This window comes from Marivivens marinus, from assembly GCF_035969385.1.
GTDB lineage: Bacteria > Pseudomonadota > Alphaproteobacteria > Rhodobacterales > Rhodobacteraceae > SELP01.
In genome coordinates this window covers 339,465-356,848 of the sequence record NZ_JAYKKJ010000004.1, presented here as the reverse complement: position 1 = coordinate 356,848, position 17,384 = coordinate 339,465, and the positions used below count along the sequence as shown (strand labels likewise).

At 64.2% G+C, this 17,384-nt stretch carries 16 protein-coding genes; 7 read left to right on the top strand and 9 right to left on the bottom strand.

The window, feature by feature from the left end; genetic code table 11:
* Positions 1-4 precede the first annotated feature (4 nt).
* The 6 genes from trkA to dusB all read right to left on the bottom strand — a co-directional run bounded on the left by trkA (position 5) and on the right by dusB (position 8,646).
* Positions 5-1,381, bottom strand: a complete 1,377-nt coding sequence (gene trkA / locus U3648_RS08795; protein WP_420858858.1) for a Trk system potassium transporter TrkA — start codon at positions 1,379-1,381, stop codon at positions 5-7.
* 60 nt (positions 1,382-1,441) lie between these two features.
* Positions 1,442-2,839 carry a nitrogen assimilation response regulator NtrX gene (gene ntrX, locus U3648_RS08790; protein WP_420858857.1) on the bottom strand — a complete coding sequence of 466 codons (1,398 nt, stop codon included), beginning with the start codon at positions 2,837-2,839 and terminating at the stop codon, positions 1,442-1,444.
* 21 nt (positions 2,840-2,860) lie between these two features.
* Positions 2,861-5,104: a sensor histidine kinase NtrY-like gene (locus tag U3648_RS08785; protein WP_420858856.1), complete on the bottom strand. Its 2,244-nt coding sequence runs from the start codon at positions 5,102-5,104 to the stop codon at positions 2,861-2,863.
* A 103-nt stretch (positions 5,105-5,207) separates the two neighbouring features.
* Positions 5,208-6,572 (bottom strand): response regulator, encoded by a 1,365-nt coding sequence (locus tag U3648_RS08780; protein WP_420858855.1) that lies wholly within the window; start codon positions 6,570-6,572, stop codon positions 5,208-5,210.
* Positions 6,572-7,657: a two-component system sensor histidine kinase NtrB gene (locus U3648_RS08775; RefSeq protein ID WP_420858854.1), complete on the bottom strand. Its 1,086-nt coding sequence runs from the start codon at positions 7,655-7,657 to the stop codon at positions 6,572-6,574. Before U3648_RS08775 ends, U3648_RS08780 begins: the two co-directional genes overlap by 1 nt.
* Positions 7,654-8,646: a tRNA dihydrouridine synthase DusB gene (gene dusB / locus U3648_RS08770; RefSeq protein WP_420858853.1), complete on the bottom strand. Its 993-nt coding sequence runs from the start codon at positions 8,644-8,646 to the stop codon at positions 7,654-7,656. The genes U3648_RS08775 and dusB overlap by 4 nt, the downstream gene beginning before the upstream one ends.
* Positions 8,647-8,836: 190 nt before the next feature.
* Between dusB and U3648_RS08765 the strand changes: the two genes are divergently transcribed.
* From U3648_RS08765 to U3648_RS08750, 4 genes are all read left to right on the top strand, one after another.
* Positions 8,837-9,967: a bifunctional 2-C-methyl-D-erythritol 4-phosphate cytidylyltransferase/2-C-methyl-D-erythritol 2,4-cyclodiphosphate synthase gene (locus tag U3648_RS08765; RefSeq protein WP_420858852.1), complete on the top strand. Its 1,131-nt coding sequence runs from the start codon at positions 8,837-8,839 to the stop codon at positions 9,965-9,967.
* On the top strand, positions 9,964-10,455 hold the full coding sequence (locus U3648_RS08760) for a phosphatidylglycerophosphatase A family protein (RefSeq protein WP_420858851.1): 492 nt from the start codon (positions 9,964-9,966) through the stop codon (positions 10,453-10,455). The genes U3648_RS08765 and U3648_RS08760 overlap by 4 nt, the downstream gene beginning before the upstream one ends.
* On the top strand, positions 10,452-10,919 hold the full coding sequence (locus tag U3648_RS08755) for a CinA family protein (protein ID WP_420858850.1): 468 nt from the start codon (positions 10,452-10,454) through the stop codon (positions 10,917-10,919). The genes U3648_RS08760 and U3648_RS08755 overlap by 4 nt, the downstream gene beginning before the upstream one ends.
* A gap of 170 nt (positions 10,920-11,089) precedes the next feature.
* Positions 11,090-12,268: an ammonium transporter gene (locus U3648_RS08750; RefSeq protein ID WP_420858849.1), complete on the top strand. Its 1,179-nt coding sequence runs from the start codon at positions 11,090-11,092 to the stop codon at positions 12,266-12,268.
* 240 nt (positions 12,269-12,508) lie between these two features.
* Here U3648_RS08750 and U3648_RS08745 read toward each other — a convergent pair whose 3' ends face one another.
* Both U3648_RS08745 and U3648_RS08740 read right to left on the bottom strand, forming a co-directional pair.
* Positions 12,509-13,792, bottom strand: a complete 1,284-nt coding sequence (locus tag U3648_RS08745) for an MmgE/PrpD family protein (protein ID WP_420858848.1) — start codon at positions 13,790-13,792, stop codon at positions 12,509-12,511.
* 60 nt (positions 13,793-13,852) lie between these two features.
* Entirely contained in the window at positions 13,853-14,296 is a 444-nt protein-coding gene (locus tag U3648_RS08740; protein WP_420858847.1) for a type II toxin-antitoxin system RatA family toxin, read from the bottom strand.
* 85 nt (positions 14,297-14,381) lie between these two features.
* Between U3648_RS08740 and hpt the strand changes: the two genes are divergently transcribed.
* A complete protein-coding gene (hpt, locus tag U3648_RS08735; protein WP_420858846.1) occupies positions 14,382-14,927 on the top strand; it encodes a hypoxanthine phosphoribosyltransferase in 546 nt (181 codons plus the stop codon).
* On the opposite strand, the gene U3648_RS08730 is transcribed toward hpt, so the two are convergent.
* Positions 14,911-15,792 (bottom strand): LysR family transcriptional regulator, encoded by an 882-nt coding sequence (locus U3648_RS08730; protein WP_420858845.1) that lies wholly within the window; start codon positions 15,790-15,792, stop codon positions 14,911-14,913. The genes hpt and U3648_RS08730 overlap by 17 nt on opposite strands.
* 97 nt (positions 15,793-15,889) lie before the next feature.
* On the opposite strand from U3648_RS08730, the gene U3648_RS08725 reads away from it, so the two are divergent.
* Together U3648_RS08725 and U3648_RS08720 are read left to right on the top strand one after the other, a co-directional pair.
* The gene (locus tag U3648_RS08725; RefSeq protein ID WP_420858844.1) at positions 15,890-16,375 is read left to right on the top strand and encodes a c-type cytochrome; all 486 of its coding nucleotides are present in this window, start codon (positions 15,890-15,892) and stop codon (positions 16,373-16,375) included.
* 79 nt (positions 16,376-16,454) lie between these two features.
* Positions 16,455-17,345, top strand: coding sequence for a cytochrome c (locus U3648_RS08720; RefSeq protein WP_420858912.1), 891 nt, complete (start codon positions 16,455-16,457; stop codon positions 17,343-17,345).
* Positions 17,346-17,384 lie beyond the last annotated feature (39 nt).

Sequence of the window (17,384 nt, the reverse complement as noted above, 5' to 3'; positions counted from 1 at the left end):
CCGCTCAGAAGAAGTCGATCGAGACCTGCAACAGCCTCTCGACCTCGGGGACATCGTCGGCCATGGCGAAGATGGCGATCACATCGCCCTCGTCAATCCGGGTGGACCCGGTCGGCTTGACCAGTTTGCCATCCTTCATCACCGCACCCAAAAGAACGCCTTCGGGGAAGGGAATATCGCGGATGCGTTCGCCCGCAATGGGCGAGGTCGACAGCACCTGCGCCTCGATCACCTCGGCCTCGGCATCGCCGATGGAATAGACGTTGCGGACCCGGCCATGGCGGATGTGGCGCAGGATCGAACTGACCGTCGTTGCGCGCGGGTTGATATAGGCGTCGATGTTCAGTGGCCCCATCAGCGGCACCAGCGTCGGGTCGTTGGACAGACAAATCGCCATTGGGCAGCCCATGGCCTTGGCCCGGACGGCCGCCAGCATATTGGTCTTGTCGTCGTCTGTGACGGCCAAGATTGCATCGGCATTAGCCACGTTTGCCTCGGCCTGGATCGCCTCGTCCAGACCGTCGCCATGCAGCACGATGGTCCGTTCCAGCGCATCCGCCGCCGCCTCTGCCTGATTGCGGTTCTTCTCGATCATCTTGACACGCACACGGTCCGCCCGCGCCTCAAGCGCTTTTGCCACCGCAAGGCCCACGTTGCCGCCGCCAAGGATGACGACACGCTCTTGCTTGCGGTTGCTTTTGCCAAAGATTTCAAGGGTGCGGTTCACATCCGTGGTGGCCGAAAAGACATAGCATTCGTCGCCCGCGAAAATCTGGTCGCCAGCGGCAGGGGCAAACAGGGTACCAGACCGGCGAATACCCACGACGATGGCCTGAAGCGTCGAAAACAGGTCCGTCAACTGGCGCAGCGGCGTGTTGATCACCGGGCAAGCCTCGTCGATGGTGATCCCCAGCAACTGCGCCTTGCCGTCCAGAAAGTTTTCAGTGTCAAAGGTCGCGGGCGCGGCCAGCCGTTGCAGCGCGGCCTCGGCGACTTCGCGTTCCGGGCTGATCACTACATCGATGGGCATGTGATCGCGGCGATATAGATCGGAATAAATCGCATCCAGATAGGACTGGGACCGCAGGCGGGCGATCTTGCGGCTGATGGCAAAGACCGAATGGGCGACCTGGCAGGTGACCATGTTCACCTCGTCCAGATGGGTCGCAGCGATAATCATATCGGCATCACGGGCCCCTGCCCGTTCCAGAACATCCGGATAGGAGGCATGTCCCGTAACCCCGCTCACATCCAGCGTTTCGGTCGCCCGCCGCACAAGTTCGGCGTTCATGTCCACGACCGTCACGTCGTTGCGTTCGCCCGAAAGATGGCGGGCGATTTGCCAGCCGACCTGCCCTGCGCCACAGATGATGACCTTCATTCACACCCTCCGGGGTTCGTTCCAACCGTCGTGCCTGATCCGCCCGTCCCGGTCAACGGCTCACTCGTCCTCGACATAGGCCACGCGGGCACCGGCCTTGTTGGCGGTCACAACGCCCAGCGACTTCAGCTTGCGATGCAGTGCCGAGCGTTCCATCCCCACGAAACTGGCCGTGCGGCTGATATTGCCGCCGAACCGGTTGATCTGGGTCAGAAGATATTCCCGTTCGAACAATTCCCGCGCCTCGCGCAGCGGCAGTGTCGCCAGCGCCCCCGACAGCACAACGCGGCCTTCCTCGTCGGAAGGTCCGTCATGGCTGGGAAGCTCCTTGGCGCTGATCGGATCGGTCGTTTCCCCAAGGATCAGAACGCGTTCGATCACGTTCTTCAACTGGCGCACGTTGCCCGGCCAGTGCATCGTCTGCAGAAGGGCGCGGGCATCTTCGGCCAGTTCGCGAAGCGGCAGGCCCTGTGCGCGGTTGAACGCTTCGATGAAATGCGCAGCCAAGAGCGGAATATCCTCGCGCCGTTCTTCAAGGCTGGGCACCTCGATAGGGACGACATTCAGCCGGTGATACAGTTCCTGCCGGAACTCGCCTGACTCAATAAGCGCCCGCAAGTCCTTGTTCGTGCTGGAAATAACCCGAAGATCAACCTGCACCTTCTGGGTGCCTCCGACCCGGGCAAAGGACTGGTCCACCAGCACCCGCAGGATCTTGGACTGGGTGCCCGGCGGCATGTCCGCCACCTCGTCAAAATAGATCACCCCGCCGTTCGCCTGCTCCAGAAGCCCCGGTTCAATCCCCTTATCCGCACTTTCGCGACCGAACAGAACCTCTTCCATCCGGTCCGGCTCGATCGCCGCCGACGCGACAGAGACAAAGGGCGCATCTGCCCGGTTCGAATTGGCGTGGATATAACGGGCGGCGATTTCCTTGCCGGCACCGGCGGCCCCGGTCAGCATCACCCGCCCGTTGGATTTGGTGACCTTGTCCAGCTGCGCCTTGAGCGCCCGGAAGGCCCCGCTTTCGCCCAGCATCTCGGCCCCCGGCCCATCGCCGCGCTTCAGCGCAAGGTTCTCACGCCTCAACCGGCTGGTTTCCATGGCGCGCTTAATAACGACCAGCAACTGGTCAATATTGAACGGTTTTTCTATGAAGTCATAGGCGCCCTGCTTGATCGCGGCGACGGCGATTTCGATATTACCATGGCCGGAAATGATCACGATGGGGATCTCCGGATGGTCGCGTTTGACGGTCTTGAGGATGTCGATCCCGTCCATCGAACTGTCCTTGAGCCAGATATCAAGGATCATCAGCGCGGGCTTTTCCGCGGCAATCTCGGCCATGCAGGCCTCTGACGTGCCCGCCAGCCGGGTGGTATAGCCTTCGTCAATCAGGATGTCCGAGATCAGCTCCCGAATGTCCTTTTCGTCGTCGGTGATCAGGATGTCGCCCATGGGTATCGCGTCCTCTTACCTTTACTCGCCCGCCGCTGCCACCGCGGGCAGGATCGGCAATTCAATGACAGCCATAGCGCCCCGGTGGGCACCCTCGGCAAAGGGGGCGGCATCCTCCAGCGTCAGGCTGCCGCCGTGTTCTTCAATGATCTTCTTCACGATGGGCAGGCCAAGGCCGGTGCCCTTGTCGCGGGTGGTGACATAGGGTTCGAACAGCCGCGCCCGGTCTTCCGGCAGGCCGATGCCATTGTCGGAAATGGTGATGCGGGCGCTGCCGTCACCTGTTCCAAGGGTCACGCGGATTTCCGGCTCATGCCCGTCAGGCGCACCCTTTTCATACAGGGTTTCAATGGCTTCGCCCGCATTCTTAATCAGGTTGGTCAGGGCTTGGCCAATCATCGTCGCGTCCAGCTCGGCCATGATCGCCCCTTGCGGCTGGTCCGTTTGGAACCGCACTTCGGGCTGTCCCGCCTCTTGCAGGGTCACCGCATCGCGCAACAGCGCGGTCAGGTCGTTTGTGATCCGATCGGGTTCCGGCATCCGGGCAAAGCGCGAAAACTCATCAACAATGCGTCGCAAGTCATTGGTTTGACGAACAATAACATCGGTCATCCCTTCCAGCGCATCCGATTCCTCGCCCACCTTGGGCGCAAACTTGCGTTTGATCCGTTCGGCAGACAGCTGGATCGGGGTCAGCGGGTTCTTGATCTCATGCGCGATCCGGCGGGCGACGTCGCCCCAGGCTGCCATCCGTTGTGCGCTGACAAGGTCGGTCACATCGTCAAAGGCCACAACATAGCCCTCCAGCCGGCCATCGTCGTTGCGCCGGGTCGCCATGCGCACCAAAAGCGCTTCTTGCTTGCCGCCGCGCACAAGGTTCACCTGTCCTTGGATCACCTCCCGCGCCTCGGCCCGCAGGCTGTCGAACAGCGGCCCGAATTCCGGCACCGCGACCGACAGGGCGCTGGCCTGCTGGTCCTCTCCCATGTCCAATAGCCGCCCGGCGGATCGGTTGGCAAAGGTGACCCGACCCTCATCGTCCAGCCCAACAACGCCCGATGTGATCGACGACAGCACGGAATCAAACAGACGCCGCCGCCGTTCGATCTGGCGGGTATTGTCCAGAAGGCGCTCACGCTGTTCCTTCAACTGGCCGGTCATCTGGTTGAAATGGCGGCCCAATTGCGAAATCTCGTCTTCGCCCTCGTCCTCCAGAACCCGCACGTCCAGATCGCCCGCGCCCACCTGCTGCGACGCGGTGACAAGCCGCCCGACGGGCCGGGACAGACGTTCGGCGAACCACAGGCCCAGCCAAATCGCGGCAAGAATCAGGATCACCGCGAACCCTAGGTACAAGAGCCCGAATTCGAACAACAGCCGACCCCGGTCGCTTTCCAACTGCTCGTAAAGGCCGACGGTTTCGCGGGTTTCGTCCAATAGTGACAGGATATCCCCATCCACCGCCCGGCTGACATAAAGGTAGCGGTTGGTGAACCGGGCCAGCGGGATCAGGGCGCGGAATTCGTTGTTTTCCCAATCCTCGATGATCAGGATGCCCTCGGCCTGCGCGGTAGCGATCTGGTCTTCGGTGACCCGTTCGTACCCGAATTCATAGGACCGCGCTCCACGCGCCCGCAAGTCCCCGGCCCCGTCGATCACGAAGGCTTCGGTCAACCCACGTTCGATCTGTCCCTGAATCCGGCCAAGTGCCTGCCGGATGTCGCCATCCGACATGAAGAAATCCCGTTCCCGTTCGGCGTTCAGGAAAGCGGCGAGCGACCGGCCGTCGCGCGTCAGCTCTTGCCGGTGTTCTTCCTCATAGGCCTGGGCGGCGGACAAGGAGGTGCCAAGAACCGTGCGCACCCGGTCCGAAAACCACCCCTCAAGCCCCGAATTGATCGACAGGACCGCGAAGACCGCCACCGTCACCGTGGGGATCAGCGCCAAGAGCGCGAAAGCCCCGGTCAGCCGCAGGTGCAGCTGCGACCCGGCGGATTTCGCCCGACGCGCCGCGACCATCCGGGCGACCCTTTGCAGGACAAGTGTGGCGACCACCAGCACATAGACAAGGTCGGCCAAAAGCACGTTGCGCAGCAGCCCTGTATTGCCGCCCTGATCCAGCGGCCCGCCGAGGACAAAAATCGTAAGCCCCGCAAGGATCGGCCCCAGCAGAACAAGCCCGAGCGTCGCCGTGTTCTGCACACGGCGGGTTTTGCGGATCCGGCTAAGCCGGGCCAGATTGATGCCCAAAAGGGACCGCTGCACGCGATACGCCCTGTCTTTTCGCGGGAAAGTCCCGCACCGCCGTTATGATGTGGTCCTTGCCAAAGCGCGATTGCGACTCTGGGGCCACGGTTCTGTTGCGGTTTTACATCAATTTGCGGCGGCGTGTCACCTCAATATCCAACTCGGTGATCTTCTTGCGCAGGGTATTGCGGTTGATGCCCAGAAGGTCCGCGCATTTCGCCTGATTTCCGCCTGTGGCGTCCAGCGCGATCTCGATCAGCGGGGTCTCGACCTCGCGCAGGATCCGCTGATACAGGCCCGGCGGGGGCAACATCCCGCCATGCAGGTCAAAGTAGCGGCGCAGGTGCCGCGCGACCGAGGCCGAGAGCTTGTCGCCGTCCGACCCGCCGCGCAGCGGTTCCGCCGCCGGTTGGTTCATCAGGACCGCTTCCATCTCGGACCGGGTGATGATCTCTTCCGAGGCGGTCGCCACCAGCCGCCGCATGGCATTTTCCAATTGCCGCACGTTGCCGGGCCAGCTGTAGGTGCGGGCGACCTCTTGCGCCTCGTCCGACAGGCGGCGCAGCGGCATCCCTTCCTTTTCTGCCTTGATCAGGAAGTGTTCCGCCAGAAGCGGAATGTCATCGACCCGTTCGCGGAGCGACGGCACATCGATCGTGACACCGCCAAGACGGTAAAACAGGTCTTCACGGAACTGGCCCGATTCCATCAGACCTGTCAGGTCCCCGCGGCTGGTCGCCATGATCCGGGGTCCGTTTTCAGGCTGGGCGTCCAGCATCCGCACGACACGGGCCTGCGCCACCTCGTCCAGATCGCCAACCTCGTCGAACAGCAGTGACCCACCCTTGGCCCGCGCCATAACGGTGGACGGCCCGTCCATCCCGTCCAGATCGGCGGGGCTGACCACCACAAAGGGCAGGTTACGCCGGTCCGAAAAATCGTGAATCGCCTTGGCGATCAGGGATTTTCCCGTGCCGCTTTCGCCGGTGACAAGAACCGACAGCTGCGTGTTCATCACCCGCGCGACCAACCGATACAACCCCTGCATCGCCGGGGTCCGGCCCACAAGCGGTAGGTCGGTGTCCTGCGCCTGCCCATCCGTCCTGCGGCTGGGCGCGCGGCGCTTGACCTCCAGCGCGCGGGCGGCCCGTTTCATCAGGTCGGGCAGGTCAAACGGCTTGGGCAGATAATCATAGGCCTCGGCCTCGGCCGCCTGAATCGCGGTCATGATGTTGTTCTGGGCCGAAATCACGATCACCGGCAGGCCCGGCCGCGCCTCGGCGATATGGGGCAACTGTTCCAGCCCGTTGCCATCGGGCATGACCACGTCCGAGATCACCAGATCGCCCTTGCCCTCTTCCACCCAGCGCATCAGCGTCACCATCGACGCGGTGGCATGGACCTTGCAGCCCGCCCTGGTCAGGGCCTGTGTCAGAACGGTGCGGATCGTGCGGTCGTCATCGGCGACAAGAACTGTGCCATCCATCAGCTGTCTTCCTTCCCGTCTTCATTGGTTTCCTTCGGGGCCAGCGGCAGCGAAATGCGGAACACGGTCTTGCCGGGGACCGACTCCACCGAGATCCAGCCGCCGACGTCGCCCACCAGTTTCGACACCAGCGCCAGCCCCAGCCCGGTTCCGTTCTCGCGGCCCGAGACGAAGGGTTCGAACACATCAGCGGCGATATCGGGGGGCAGGCCCGGCCCGTCGTCCACCACTTCAATCTGCAGCGGCAGCCGCGCGTGGGTGCCATCCATCCGGCGCACCCGCAGCGAGGCATCATAGAAGGTGCGCAGCCGGATCGACCCGCCCGGGCCGCCCGCCTCTGCCGCGTTCTTGATCAGGTTCAGAACCACCTGAAGCAACTGGTCCGCATCCGCCAGCGTATGCGGCAACGAGGGGTCATAGTCCTCGATGAACATCATATGCGCCGCCACCCCGACCGAGGCCGACTGCCGCGCCCGGTCCAGCACGTCGTGAATATTCACCGGTTTCAACAAGGGCGGGCGCAGGTTGCCGAACTGTTCCACCTGCTCCAACAGCTTCACGATCCGGCGGCATTCATCGACGATCAGGTCGGTCATTTCCTGATCTTCGGTGGGCAGGCCCATCGACAGAAGCTGCGCAGCGCCGGTGATCCCCGCCAGAGGGTTCTTAATCTCATGGGCCAGCATCTCGGCCATGCCGATGGCCGATTTCGCGGCCTTGCCCGAATGGCTGTTCTGGGTCATCCGGCTGGCGATTTCGCGCGGAGAGATCATCATCAGCATGACCCCGTCCTGCCCCTGCAAGGGCGCGAACTGGATGTTGCATTGCATGGGCGCGCGTTCGCCCGAGCCGACATCGACATCGTTGACAAAGAGCGACGAACTGAAATCCCGCGCCCGGGCATAGGGTTCCTCCAGCGGCGCGTCGATCATCACCTTTTCCCAGATGTTCGACCCGACAAGGGACTTTGCCGAAAGGTTCAGAAAGCTTTCCGCCGCCGGGTTGGAATCGACGATGACGTCGTCCGGCCCCAAAAGCAGCGCAGGCACCGGAAGCGAATTCCACAGCGCGTTGTCAACGATCATGCCGCCGCCCTTTCCCAAGCTTCCAGCGCCCCCGGCAACAGGCGCAAGACCCGCGCCGGATCGGCTTCGGTCAATACCGCCTTGCGCAGCGGTGCCGGTGTGCCTGCGTCGTCCATGTACCAGCCAAGGTGTTTGCGAATGACCTTGGTCCCCAGTTCCACACCGTAGAAGGCGACCGAGGCCTCGTAATGGCCACAGACCATGTCGGCAAAGTCGGCCGGCGCCGGGATCCGGGGCGCCGGGCCGTCGAACAGGTCATGCGCCACCTGCGCCAGCAGCCATGGCCGCCCCTGCGCCCCGCGCCCGATCATTACCCCGTCCGCGCCCGAGGCCCGCAGCGCCTCGCCCGCGGACCCGCTGTCCACGATGTCGCCATTGGCGATCACCGGAATGGTCACCGCCTCGCGCACGGCCCGGATCGCGGCCCAATCGGCGTGGCCCTTGTAGAATTGGCAGCGGGTGCGGCCGTGAATGGTGATCATCGAAATCCCCGCGGCCTCGGCCCGGCGGGCCAGATCGGCGGCGTTCATCAGGGCATCGTCCCAGCCAAGCCGGGTTTTCAGCGTGACCGGGATGCTGACCGCGCCGACCACCGCCTCGATCAGGGTCAGCGCATGGTCAAGGTCCTTCATCAGGGCCGACCCGGAATATCCGTTGGTCACCTTCTTTGCCGGGCAACCCATGTTGATGTCGATAAAACTTGCGCCATTGGCCTCGACGATCCGGGCCGCCTCGGCCATCCAGGTGGCCTCGCGTCCGGCCAGTTGCACGGCGGTGTTCTGCTGATCGAACCCCAGTTCGGCCCGTTCCCGCACCCCGGGTTTTGCCTGTACCATTTCCTGGCTGGCCACCATTTCCGACACCACCCAGCCCGCGCCAAAGCGGCTGACCAATTGCCGGAACGGCAGGTCCGTGACCCCCGCAAGCGGGGCCAGCGCGACGGGCGGCGTCAGCGTCAGGGGGCCAAGGGGAATCACGGCGTCGGTCAAGGCAGGGTCTTTTCAGCTATTTCGCCCCTGAAATACGCGGGCGCAGCGGGCAAGACAACGAAATGGGCGTGAATTTTTGTGCAATAATCACGGCTCGCCTATTTTTTGTGCAAATTGGCCCGACAATTCGCCATTTGCGCCGCCTGCCCCTTGGCCCTAGGAACGGGGTAAAGGCAATCGACGGACCACAATGACCACAGCCGCCATCATCGTCGCCGCCGGGCGTGGCACCCGGGCGGGAGACGGCCCGCCAAAGCAGTGGCGCGCCGTGGCTGGCCGCACGGTCGTCGAACATACGCTGGGGGTCTTCGAGGCGCATCCGCGCGTGGATGAGATCGTGCTGGTGATCTCAGCCGATGACATGGGTTGGGCCGAACGGCTGGACCTGAGGGCGCGGGCGAAAATCGCGATCGGCGGGGCGACCCGGTCCCTTTCGGTCAAGGCCGGGCTGGCCCAGACAGAGGCCGACCGCGTGCTGATCCACGATGCCGCCCGCTGCTGCCTTCCGCCCGTGGTGATCGACAGGGTGCTGGACGCTCTGGACGACGGGCCGGGCGCGGCCCCTGCCCTGCCGGTGACCGACACGCTCTGGTCCGGGGCCGGGGCTTCGGTCGCGGGGATACAGGATCGCAGCGGCCTTTACCGGGCGCAGACCCCGCAGGGATTCCACCTTGCGCCGTTCCGCGCCGCTCTTGCCGCGCAGGACGGCAGCGCCACCGATGACGTCGCCGTCGCCCGCGCCGCCGGCATCCCCGTCCGCATTGTCGAGGGCGATGAACGCAACCTGAAAATCACCACCCCCGCCGATTTCGCGCGGGCCGAGGCCATATTGGGGCAAACAATGGATATACGCACCGGCAACGGGTTCGACGTGCACGCCTTCGGGCCCGGCGACCATGTCACGCTCTGCGGCGTCGATATTCCACATGACCACGGGCTGAAGGGGCATTCCGACGCGGATGTCGGGATGCATGCGGTGACCGATGCGATCTACGGCGCGCTGGGCGACGGGGACATCGGCCAGCACTTCCCGCCCTCCGACCCGCAATGGAAGGGCGCGGCCAGCTATATCTTTCTTGAACACGCCTGCGCCCTTGCGCGGGACCGGGGATTTGCGATCACCCATGCCGATTGCACCCTGATCTGTGAATTCCCCAAGATCGGCCCCCATGCCCTTGCCATGAAACAGGAAATGGCCCAGATCATGGGACTGACCCCGGACCGGATCAGCGTCAAGGCCACGACATCCGAGAAGCTGGGGTTTACCGGCCGAGGCGAGGGGATCGCCGCCATCGCAACCGCAACATTGGTGAAGACATGACCCGGATCATCGCGACCTTCTTCTATGCCGGTTATCTGCGGCCCGCACCGGGCACCTGGGGGTCGCTTGCCGCCCTGCCGGTCGGCTGGGCCGTGGCAACCCTGTTCGGGGTCTGGGGGTTCCTTGCCGCGACTGTCGCGGTGTTCGTCGCGGGGGTCTGGGCCACGCAGGCAGAAACCGCCGGCAAGGACGACCACGACCCGTCCGAGATCGTGATTGACGAGGTCGCGGGCCAGTGGATCGCCCTGCTGCCCGTGATCTACGGCGCGGGCATGATGAACGTGGACCTTCTGGCGCTCTACCCCGGCTGGATCGCGGCATTTGTCCTGTTCCGGCTGTTCGATATCTGGAAACCCGGCCCCGTAGGCTGGGCCGACCGGCGCGGCGATGCTCTGGGCGTGATGCTGGACGACGTGATCGCGGGGGTCTTCGCCGCCATTGTGACCATTGGGCTGGCGGCACTGTCGCACGGGCTGTTGATGCGATGACCGACGCGGCCAAGGTTCTGGACGCCGCCCGCGCCCGCGGCCTGATGATAGCCACCGCCGAAAGCTGCACTGGCGGGCTGATTGCCGGGGCGCTGACGGCCGTTCCGGGCTCGTCCGATGTGGTCGACCGGGGGTTCGTGACCTATTCCAACGCCGCCAAGATCGAGATGCTGGGCATCCGCCCGGAAACGCTCGACCAGTTCGGCGCCGTGTCCGAGGAAATCGCCCGCGAAATGGCGGACGGGGCCTTGGCGCGGTCCAAGGCGGCACTGACCGTGTCCGTCACCGGAATTGCCGGCCCGGGCGGATCGGAACACAAGCCCGAGGGGCGGGTCTGCTTTGGTCTTGCCAGCCCGTCCGGCACTGTCACAGAGACGGTCGAATTCGGGGCCATTGGCCGGGATCAGGTGCGCGCGGCGACCGTCGATCATGCGCTGGCCCTGCTACTGGGCGCCCTGTCCTAGAAATCACGCCCTGCCCGCCTCATGGGCGACACCCCCGCAATCTGCCCAAAATTCGGGCAGTTCCGGTTTTGCCCGGTTTTTCTGCAACCCCGCCGACCTTTGCCGCTTTATTTGGCGGCCGCATCCCGTTTCTTGCCCGCAAAACACCCAAATACGGGAAAGGAAGGGAAATGAACGGAGCGGATACCGCCTGGATCATCGTCGCAACGGCGCTGGTCCTCTTCATGACACTGCCGGGGCTGGCGCTGTTCTACGGCGGGCTTGTGCGGGCGCGCAACGTGCTGAGCGTCTTCATGCATGTCTTCGCCATTGCCTGTCTGATGAGCATCCTGTGGCTGGTCGCGGGCTATTCCATCGCCTTTGGTGACGGCAACGCCATCTGGGGCGGGCTGGGCAAGATGTTCCTGAACGGGGTCGATGCTGACACCGTGTCGGGCAACCTGCCCGAAGTGCTGTTCTTTGCCTTCCAGATGACATTCGCCATCATCACACCGGCGCTGATCGTCGGCGCCTATGTAGAGCGGGTCGGCTTCGGCTTTGTCCTGACCTTCTCGGCGCTTTGGATGCTGCTGTGCTATGCGCCCGTTGCCCATTGGATCTGGGGCGGCGGGTTCCTTGCCGATGGCGGCATCTTCGGGGAAACTGGCGTGCGGGATTTCGCGGGCGGGATCGTCGTCCATGAAACCGCCGGTCTGGCCGCGCTGGTGATTGCCGTCTTCCTTGGGCCGCGCAAAAACCGCACTACCCCGCCGCATAACCCCGGCATGGTGATGATCGGGGCCGCGATGTTGTGGGTCGGCTGGTTCGGCTTCAATGGCGGGTCGCAGTTGGCTGCTGATGGCGGGGCGGCCATGGCGATGACCGTCACCCATATCTCGGCCGCCGCTGCGTCCCTGACCTGGGCACTTTGGGAAAAGATCAAGTTCGGCCGCGCCTCTCTGGTCGGTCTTGTCACCGGGACCATCGCCGGGCTTGCCTCGATCACCCCGGCCTCGGGCTTTGTCGGCCCGGTCGCGGCGCTGATCATCGGTTCGGTCGCGGGCATCCTGTGTCAGGAAGCGGTGAACCTGATCCGCGACCGGCTGAAGATCGACGACACGCTGGATGTCTTCGCGGTGCACGGTGTCGGTGGCATCTTCGGCACGATCATGATCGCCGTCTTCGGCGCGGGCAGCTGGGCTGCGCAGCTAGGCAGCCTTGCCATCGTCGGTGTCTTCACTGTCGTGGTGTCGGTCGTGCTGGTTCTGGTGGTCAAGGCGATCACCCCGCTGCGGGTCGATCTGGAAACCGAAACCAACGGGCTTGACCTGACGGTGCACGGCGAACGGGCCTACGACTTCAACTCCTGATCCAAATCGGGAAGGAAAAAACGACGGGGGCCACACCGGCCCCCGTTTTCATGTCTGCTCAGGTCACTCAACTTTCTGGGCCCGGATGGTACACCCGGGCCGCGCCCGACCCTCCCCCCGGGAGGGCGCATTTGCACGGAAACGAGAAGCAAATCGGCCCCACATCTTTTTGAGGACAGCAAACAGCTCAAGTGGCGTTTGCGCCCACCCAGGGTCGGGCGCGGCCCTTTCGGACCAAGATCAGCCCCCCGCCAACAGCCCTGCAAACGCCGCAAGATCATCGCCCATGCTCGCCGCCCACAGCGCATCGGCCCGCTCCGCCCCCAAAAGGCCCGCCGCCTTGCGGCGCAGCTTGTCGCCGCGCGCGTCAAGGCTGATCGGGGCGTCCAGATCGTGCCGGGCGGTCCGCGCCGTGCCGTCCGTCAGGGTCGCCGTCACGACCGCCTGCATTTCCGACAATGTGCTGTCGGTCACCACGGTCACCCGATCCCGGATCGCCACAAGATCCGGGCGCTGGGCAAGGGCATCGCTGAAATTTCGGATCGCCGAGGTTTCGACCCCGGCCAGCACCATCGCCACCACATGAGCATAGGAAAACTTGGCCTCCAGCCCGGTCTGCGGGGCAGGTTTGTTGCAGACCTTCAGCCAGCGGGGATGGGTGCGCACCTCCACCCGATCCACCTGCGCGGCGGTCAGCTCAAGCGATCCAAGCGCCTCGATCGTGGCGTGCAGCCCGTGACAACAGGCGTGGAACTTGTGGCTGACCTGCGGGAAAAGCCAGTCTTGCCCAAGACCTTCAAGCGCCTCTGCCTCTGCCGCGCCGTGGTGCGTCGGGCCGAACCCCTGCACACCTGACATGTCCGACGGGTTCGACGTGAACCCAAGTGCAGCAAGGGTGGCGCATTCCACCCCCGTTTCCGCCGCAAGCCCCGCGTTCCACGGTTTGCCCATTGTGCCGAACTGCGATTTCAGTCCCGCTGCGCGGGTCGAGGCGAGACCTAGCGCCATCTCGGCCCTGACCTGCCCGATCAGCCGCGCCGCCGCCATTGTCGCGCCCAAAGCCCCGGCGGTCGCGGTCTGGTGAAACCCGGTCTCGTAGTGGTTGCGGCCCAGCCAGACCCCCACCCTGACCGCGCCCTCGGACCCGATCAGCGCGGCGTCCACAAGACCCGCCATATCCGCCCCTTCCCGTTCCGCGACGGCCAGCGCCGCGGGCACCACCCCGACGGAGGTATGGCCGATATGGGCAAAATGGGTGTCATCATAGTCGAGCGCGTGGCTGATCGCGCCATTGACCTGTGCCGCTGCGCGGGCCGGAACGCGCCTGCCGCCGAACAGCGTTGCCTGCGCCGCGCCCCCCTCGGCCAAAGCCTTGTCGCGCAGGATGGCCGCCAATGGCTCTGCCACGCCCGCCAATCCGCAAGCGGCCCAGTCAAACAGGGACAGGCGCATCATCGCGCGGGCGTCCTTCGCTCCGGTCAGGGGGGCAAGGGTGAATTCGGATAGATGGGATTCGAGGGGCATGGGCATATCCTTCCGACCCGCTACGATATTCTCAATCCACGCCGCCGCAAGAGGCGGGGATCACCCATAAAGCTCTTTCGCGCGGCCCTCGAAGGCGGCGACGATCCGGTGCATCGCTTCGTTGAAGAACAGCCCCGCGGCCCCCTGCAACAGCCGATTGCGAAACTCGAAATCCACCGAAAAGTGGACCTCGCAGCCGCCCGGTGCCTCGGCGAAGGTCCATGTCGAATTCAGGTATTTGAACGGGCCGTCTATATATTCGGTGTCGATCCGCCGCTGGCCGGGCCAGAGGGTCACGCGGCTTCCAAAGCTTTCGCGGAACACCTTGAAGGACACCACGAGGTCGGCCAGCATTACCGCGTGATCGCCGTAGTCCGTCACCGACCGGATACGCGCAGCCGCCGTCCACGGCAGAAACTTCGGATAGGAGGCCACATCCCCCACCAGATCATACATCTGCGCGGGCCCATAGGGCAGGAATTTCGTTTCGGAATGCGCGGGCATGCGTCCAACTGCTCTGGTGACTTTGCCCCCTGATGTCGTAGACTGGCCGACGGAAATCAACCCAAAGACCAAGGATTGCCCTGAAATGTCGCAACGCCCCTACGTGATCGACGAAATGATCTCTGCCAAGTCGATCGCCGCCCGGATCGAAGACCTCGCCAAAGACATCAAGCGGGATTTCAAGGGAACCGAGAAACTAGTCGTGGTGGGCCTGCTGCGCGGGTCATTCGTGTTCATCGCCGATCTGGTGCGCGAACTGGACCTGAACGTCGAGGTCGATTTCCTTGAGGCGTCGTCCTACGGCGATGCCATGGAATCCAGCCGCGAGGTCCGTATCCTGAAGGATCTGCGCGGCGGCATCGAGGGCCGTGACGTTCTGGTGGTCGAAGATATCGTCGATACCGGGTTCACCATGAAACACGTGCTGGGCCTGCTGAATGCCCGCAAGCCGCACAAGCTGCGGTCGATCGCGCTTTTGGATAAACCCAGCCGGCGCGAGGTGGACGTCAAGGCGGATTGGACCGGCTTTGAAATCCCCGACGAATTTGTCGTCGGCTACGGCATCGACTATGCGCAGCGCAACCGCAACCTGCCCTTCATCGGCAAGGTCCGGTTCACCGAGGACGCCTAGTTCCCCGCCCCAGCATCCAGTCGGTTTCTTCCGTGAGGGCCGCTGCCAGACGGGCGCGAATATTGCGCAGCCGCGGGGCTTCGGCAAGGTCGACGTGGCTGACGACCCAAAGGGGGACAACCAGCATCGGGGCAATGTCTTCGGGCAGGCGCCGCAGGCGCGGATCGTCTTCGCCGATGGCTGCGGGAAGGAATCCGCGGCCCAATCCGGCGGCAACCATTTCACGCAGAACCATGAAACTGTCCGCCCCGCTGGTGACCGTCGTCGGGTCCACGTTGGATGCCATCCAGTCCGCCGCCCGCGACCGGGCCAGCGCGCCGGTCAGACCCAGCCAGTTTTCGGGCGCCTGATGGGCCGCAACATAGGGGATCAGCCCCATCTGCCCCGCCCGGTCGCCCACCAGATCGTCGGCCAGTTTCAGCGCCGGGCGCACGCTGATGTCCGCGTGCAGCCGCGACAAGTCCAAATGCGCGTTGGTGCAATGCAGTTCGATCGCCAGACCGGGCGATTCGGATAGCAGATTGGCGACGATGGGCGGCAGTACCGCGGTGCAAAAGGTATCGGTCGAGGTGATCCGCACCACCCCGGCCAATTGCGCCTCTACCCCGTGCAGCAGCCGGTCGACGTTCATGATGGCATTCTGCACCTCTCGGGCGGCCTCGATCACCCGCAACTTGTCGGGCGGCACCCGGTATCCCTGCGCCGTGCGGTCGAAAACCGCCGACCCGACCCGGTCTTCGAACCCGGCAATGCGGCGCAGGACGGTTGCATGGTTCACCCCCAGCGCCCGTGCCGCCGCACTGACCGACCCGGTTTCAGCCACCGACAGAACGAACCGCAGGTCGTCCCAATTGTCCCTGTGCATTTTTCGCCCACCTCTGCGCGAAATTTCCGAATGGCTTTTAGTGTGGGCACAGATACCATCGGGAAATCAATGCTTTTCTCAACCCTGTGGAGTTTCCATGAAAACCCTTGCACTTTCCGCTGGTATCGCGTTCACCGCCGCCGCGCTTGCCCTGACCTCCACCGCAACGGCCGAAAGCCACGTCGATCCGGCCATTGCCGGCGCGATCAAGGCCCGTCAGGCCCAAATGCAGCTCTATGCGCATAACCTTGGCATTCTGGGCGGCATGGCCCAGGGCAAAATGGACTATGACGCCGACGCCGCCAGCGCCGCTGCGTCGAACCTTGCCGCGCTTGTGCAGCTGAACCAGTCCACCTATTGGCCCCAGGGGTCTGACAACGCTTCGGTCGAAGGGACCAAGGCGCTGCCGGCAATCTGGGAAGACATGGCCGGGGTGATGGAAAAGGGCGGCGCAATGGTCGACGCCGCCATCGCGATGGAAGCTGCCGCCGGCAATGGCCTAGAATCGCTGCAAGGCGCCATGCAGGCGCTGGGCGGGGCCTGTGGGGGCTGCCACCAATCCTATCGCCAGTCGAACAACTGACCCCACCCTGTGTTTGACATGGTAGCCGAAGGCGCCTCCCCGCGCCTTCGGCAAATGTGTTGAAAGGGCCGCCATGACCTTGCGAAAGCGAGTTGCTTACCTGATCGGTTTCGTCGCCATCGCCGCGGCCACGGGCCTTTATGTCACCCGCCCCCGCCACGTTGACCCGGCAGAGTTCGACGGCCTGTCCGGCGATAACGACCGTGGTGCGCTCGTCTTTGCCGCGACCGGATGCGCGTCTTGTCACGCCGCCCCCGAGGCCGAGGGTGAGGCCCGTCTCGTGCTTGCGGGCGGCAAGGGGTTTGCCAGCCCCTTTGGCACCTTCTACGCCCCCAACATCAGCACGGGCCAGAACGGGATCGGCGGGTGGAGCCTGCTGGATCTTGCCGATGCGCTGCGGCATGGCACCTCTCCGGACAATCGGCACTATTATCCGGCACTGCCCTACGGGTCCTATTCCCGGATGACCGCGCAGGATATTGCCGATCTTTATGCCTATCTGGCCACACTGCCCGCGTCAGACGCCGACAGCCGCCCGCATGACGTGGGATTTCCATTCAACATCCGGGCGTCGCTGGGCGGCTGGAAGTTGCTGTTTGCAAATGACGACTGGGTCCTGACCGGCGACCTGACCGCCGAACAGGAGCGCGGGCGGTATCTGGTCGAGGCGATGGGCCATTGCGCCGAATGCCACACGCCCCGCAACGCGCTGGGCGGCTTGCAGACAGATCGCTGGCTGGCCGGTGCCCCGATCCCCGGCGCGACAGGCCGGGTCCCCAATATCACTCCCGGGGGCCTGTCATGGTCCGAAGGTGAAATCGTGGAATACCTGACCAGCGGCTTTACCCCCGAATTCGACAGCGCCGGGGGCGAGATGTTCGAAGTGGTCCAGAACACCGCGCAATTGCCCGAGGCCGACCGACAGGCGATTGCCGCCTATCTCAAGGCCGTTCCACCCGTCGAAAACTGACCCTGACCGGAAAATTCTTGCATGCGACCCCGCCGGGAC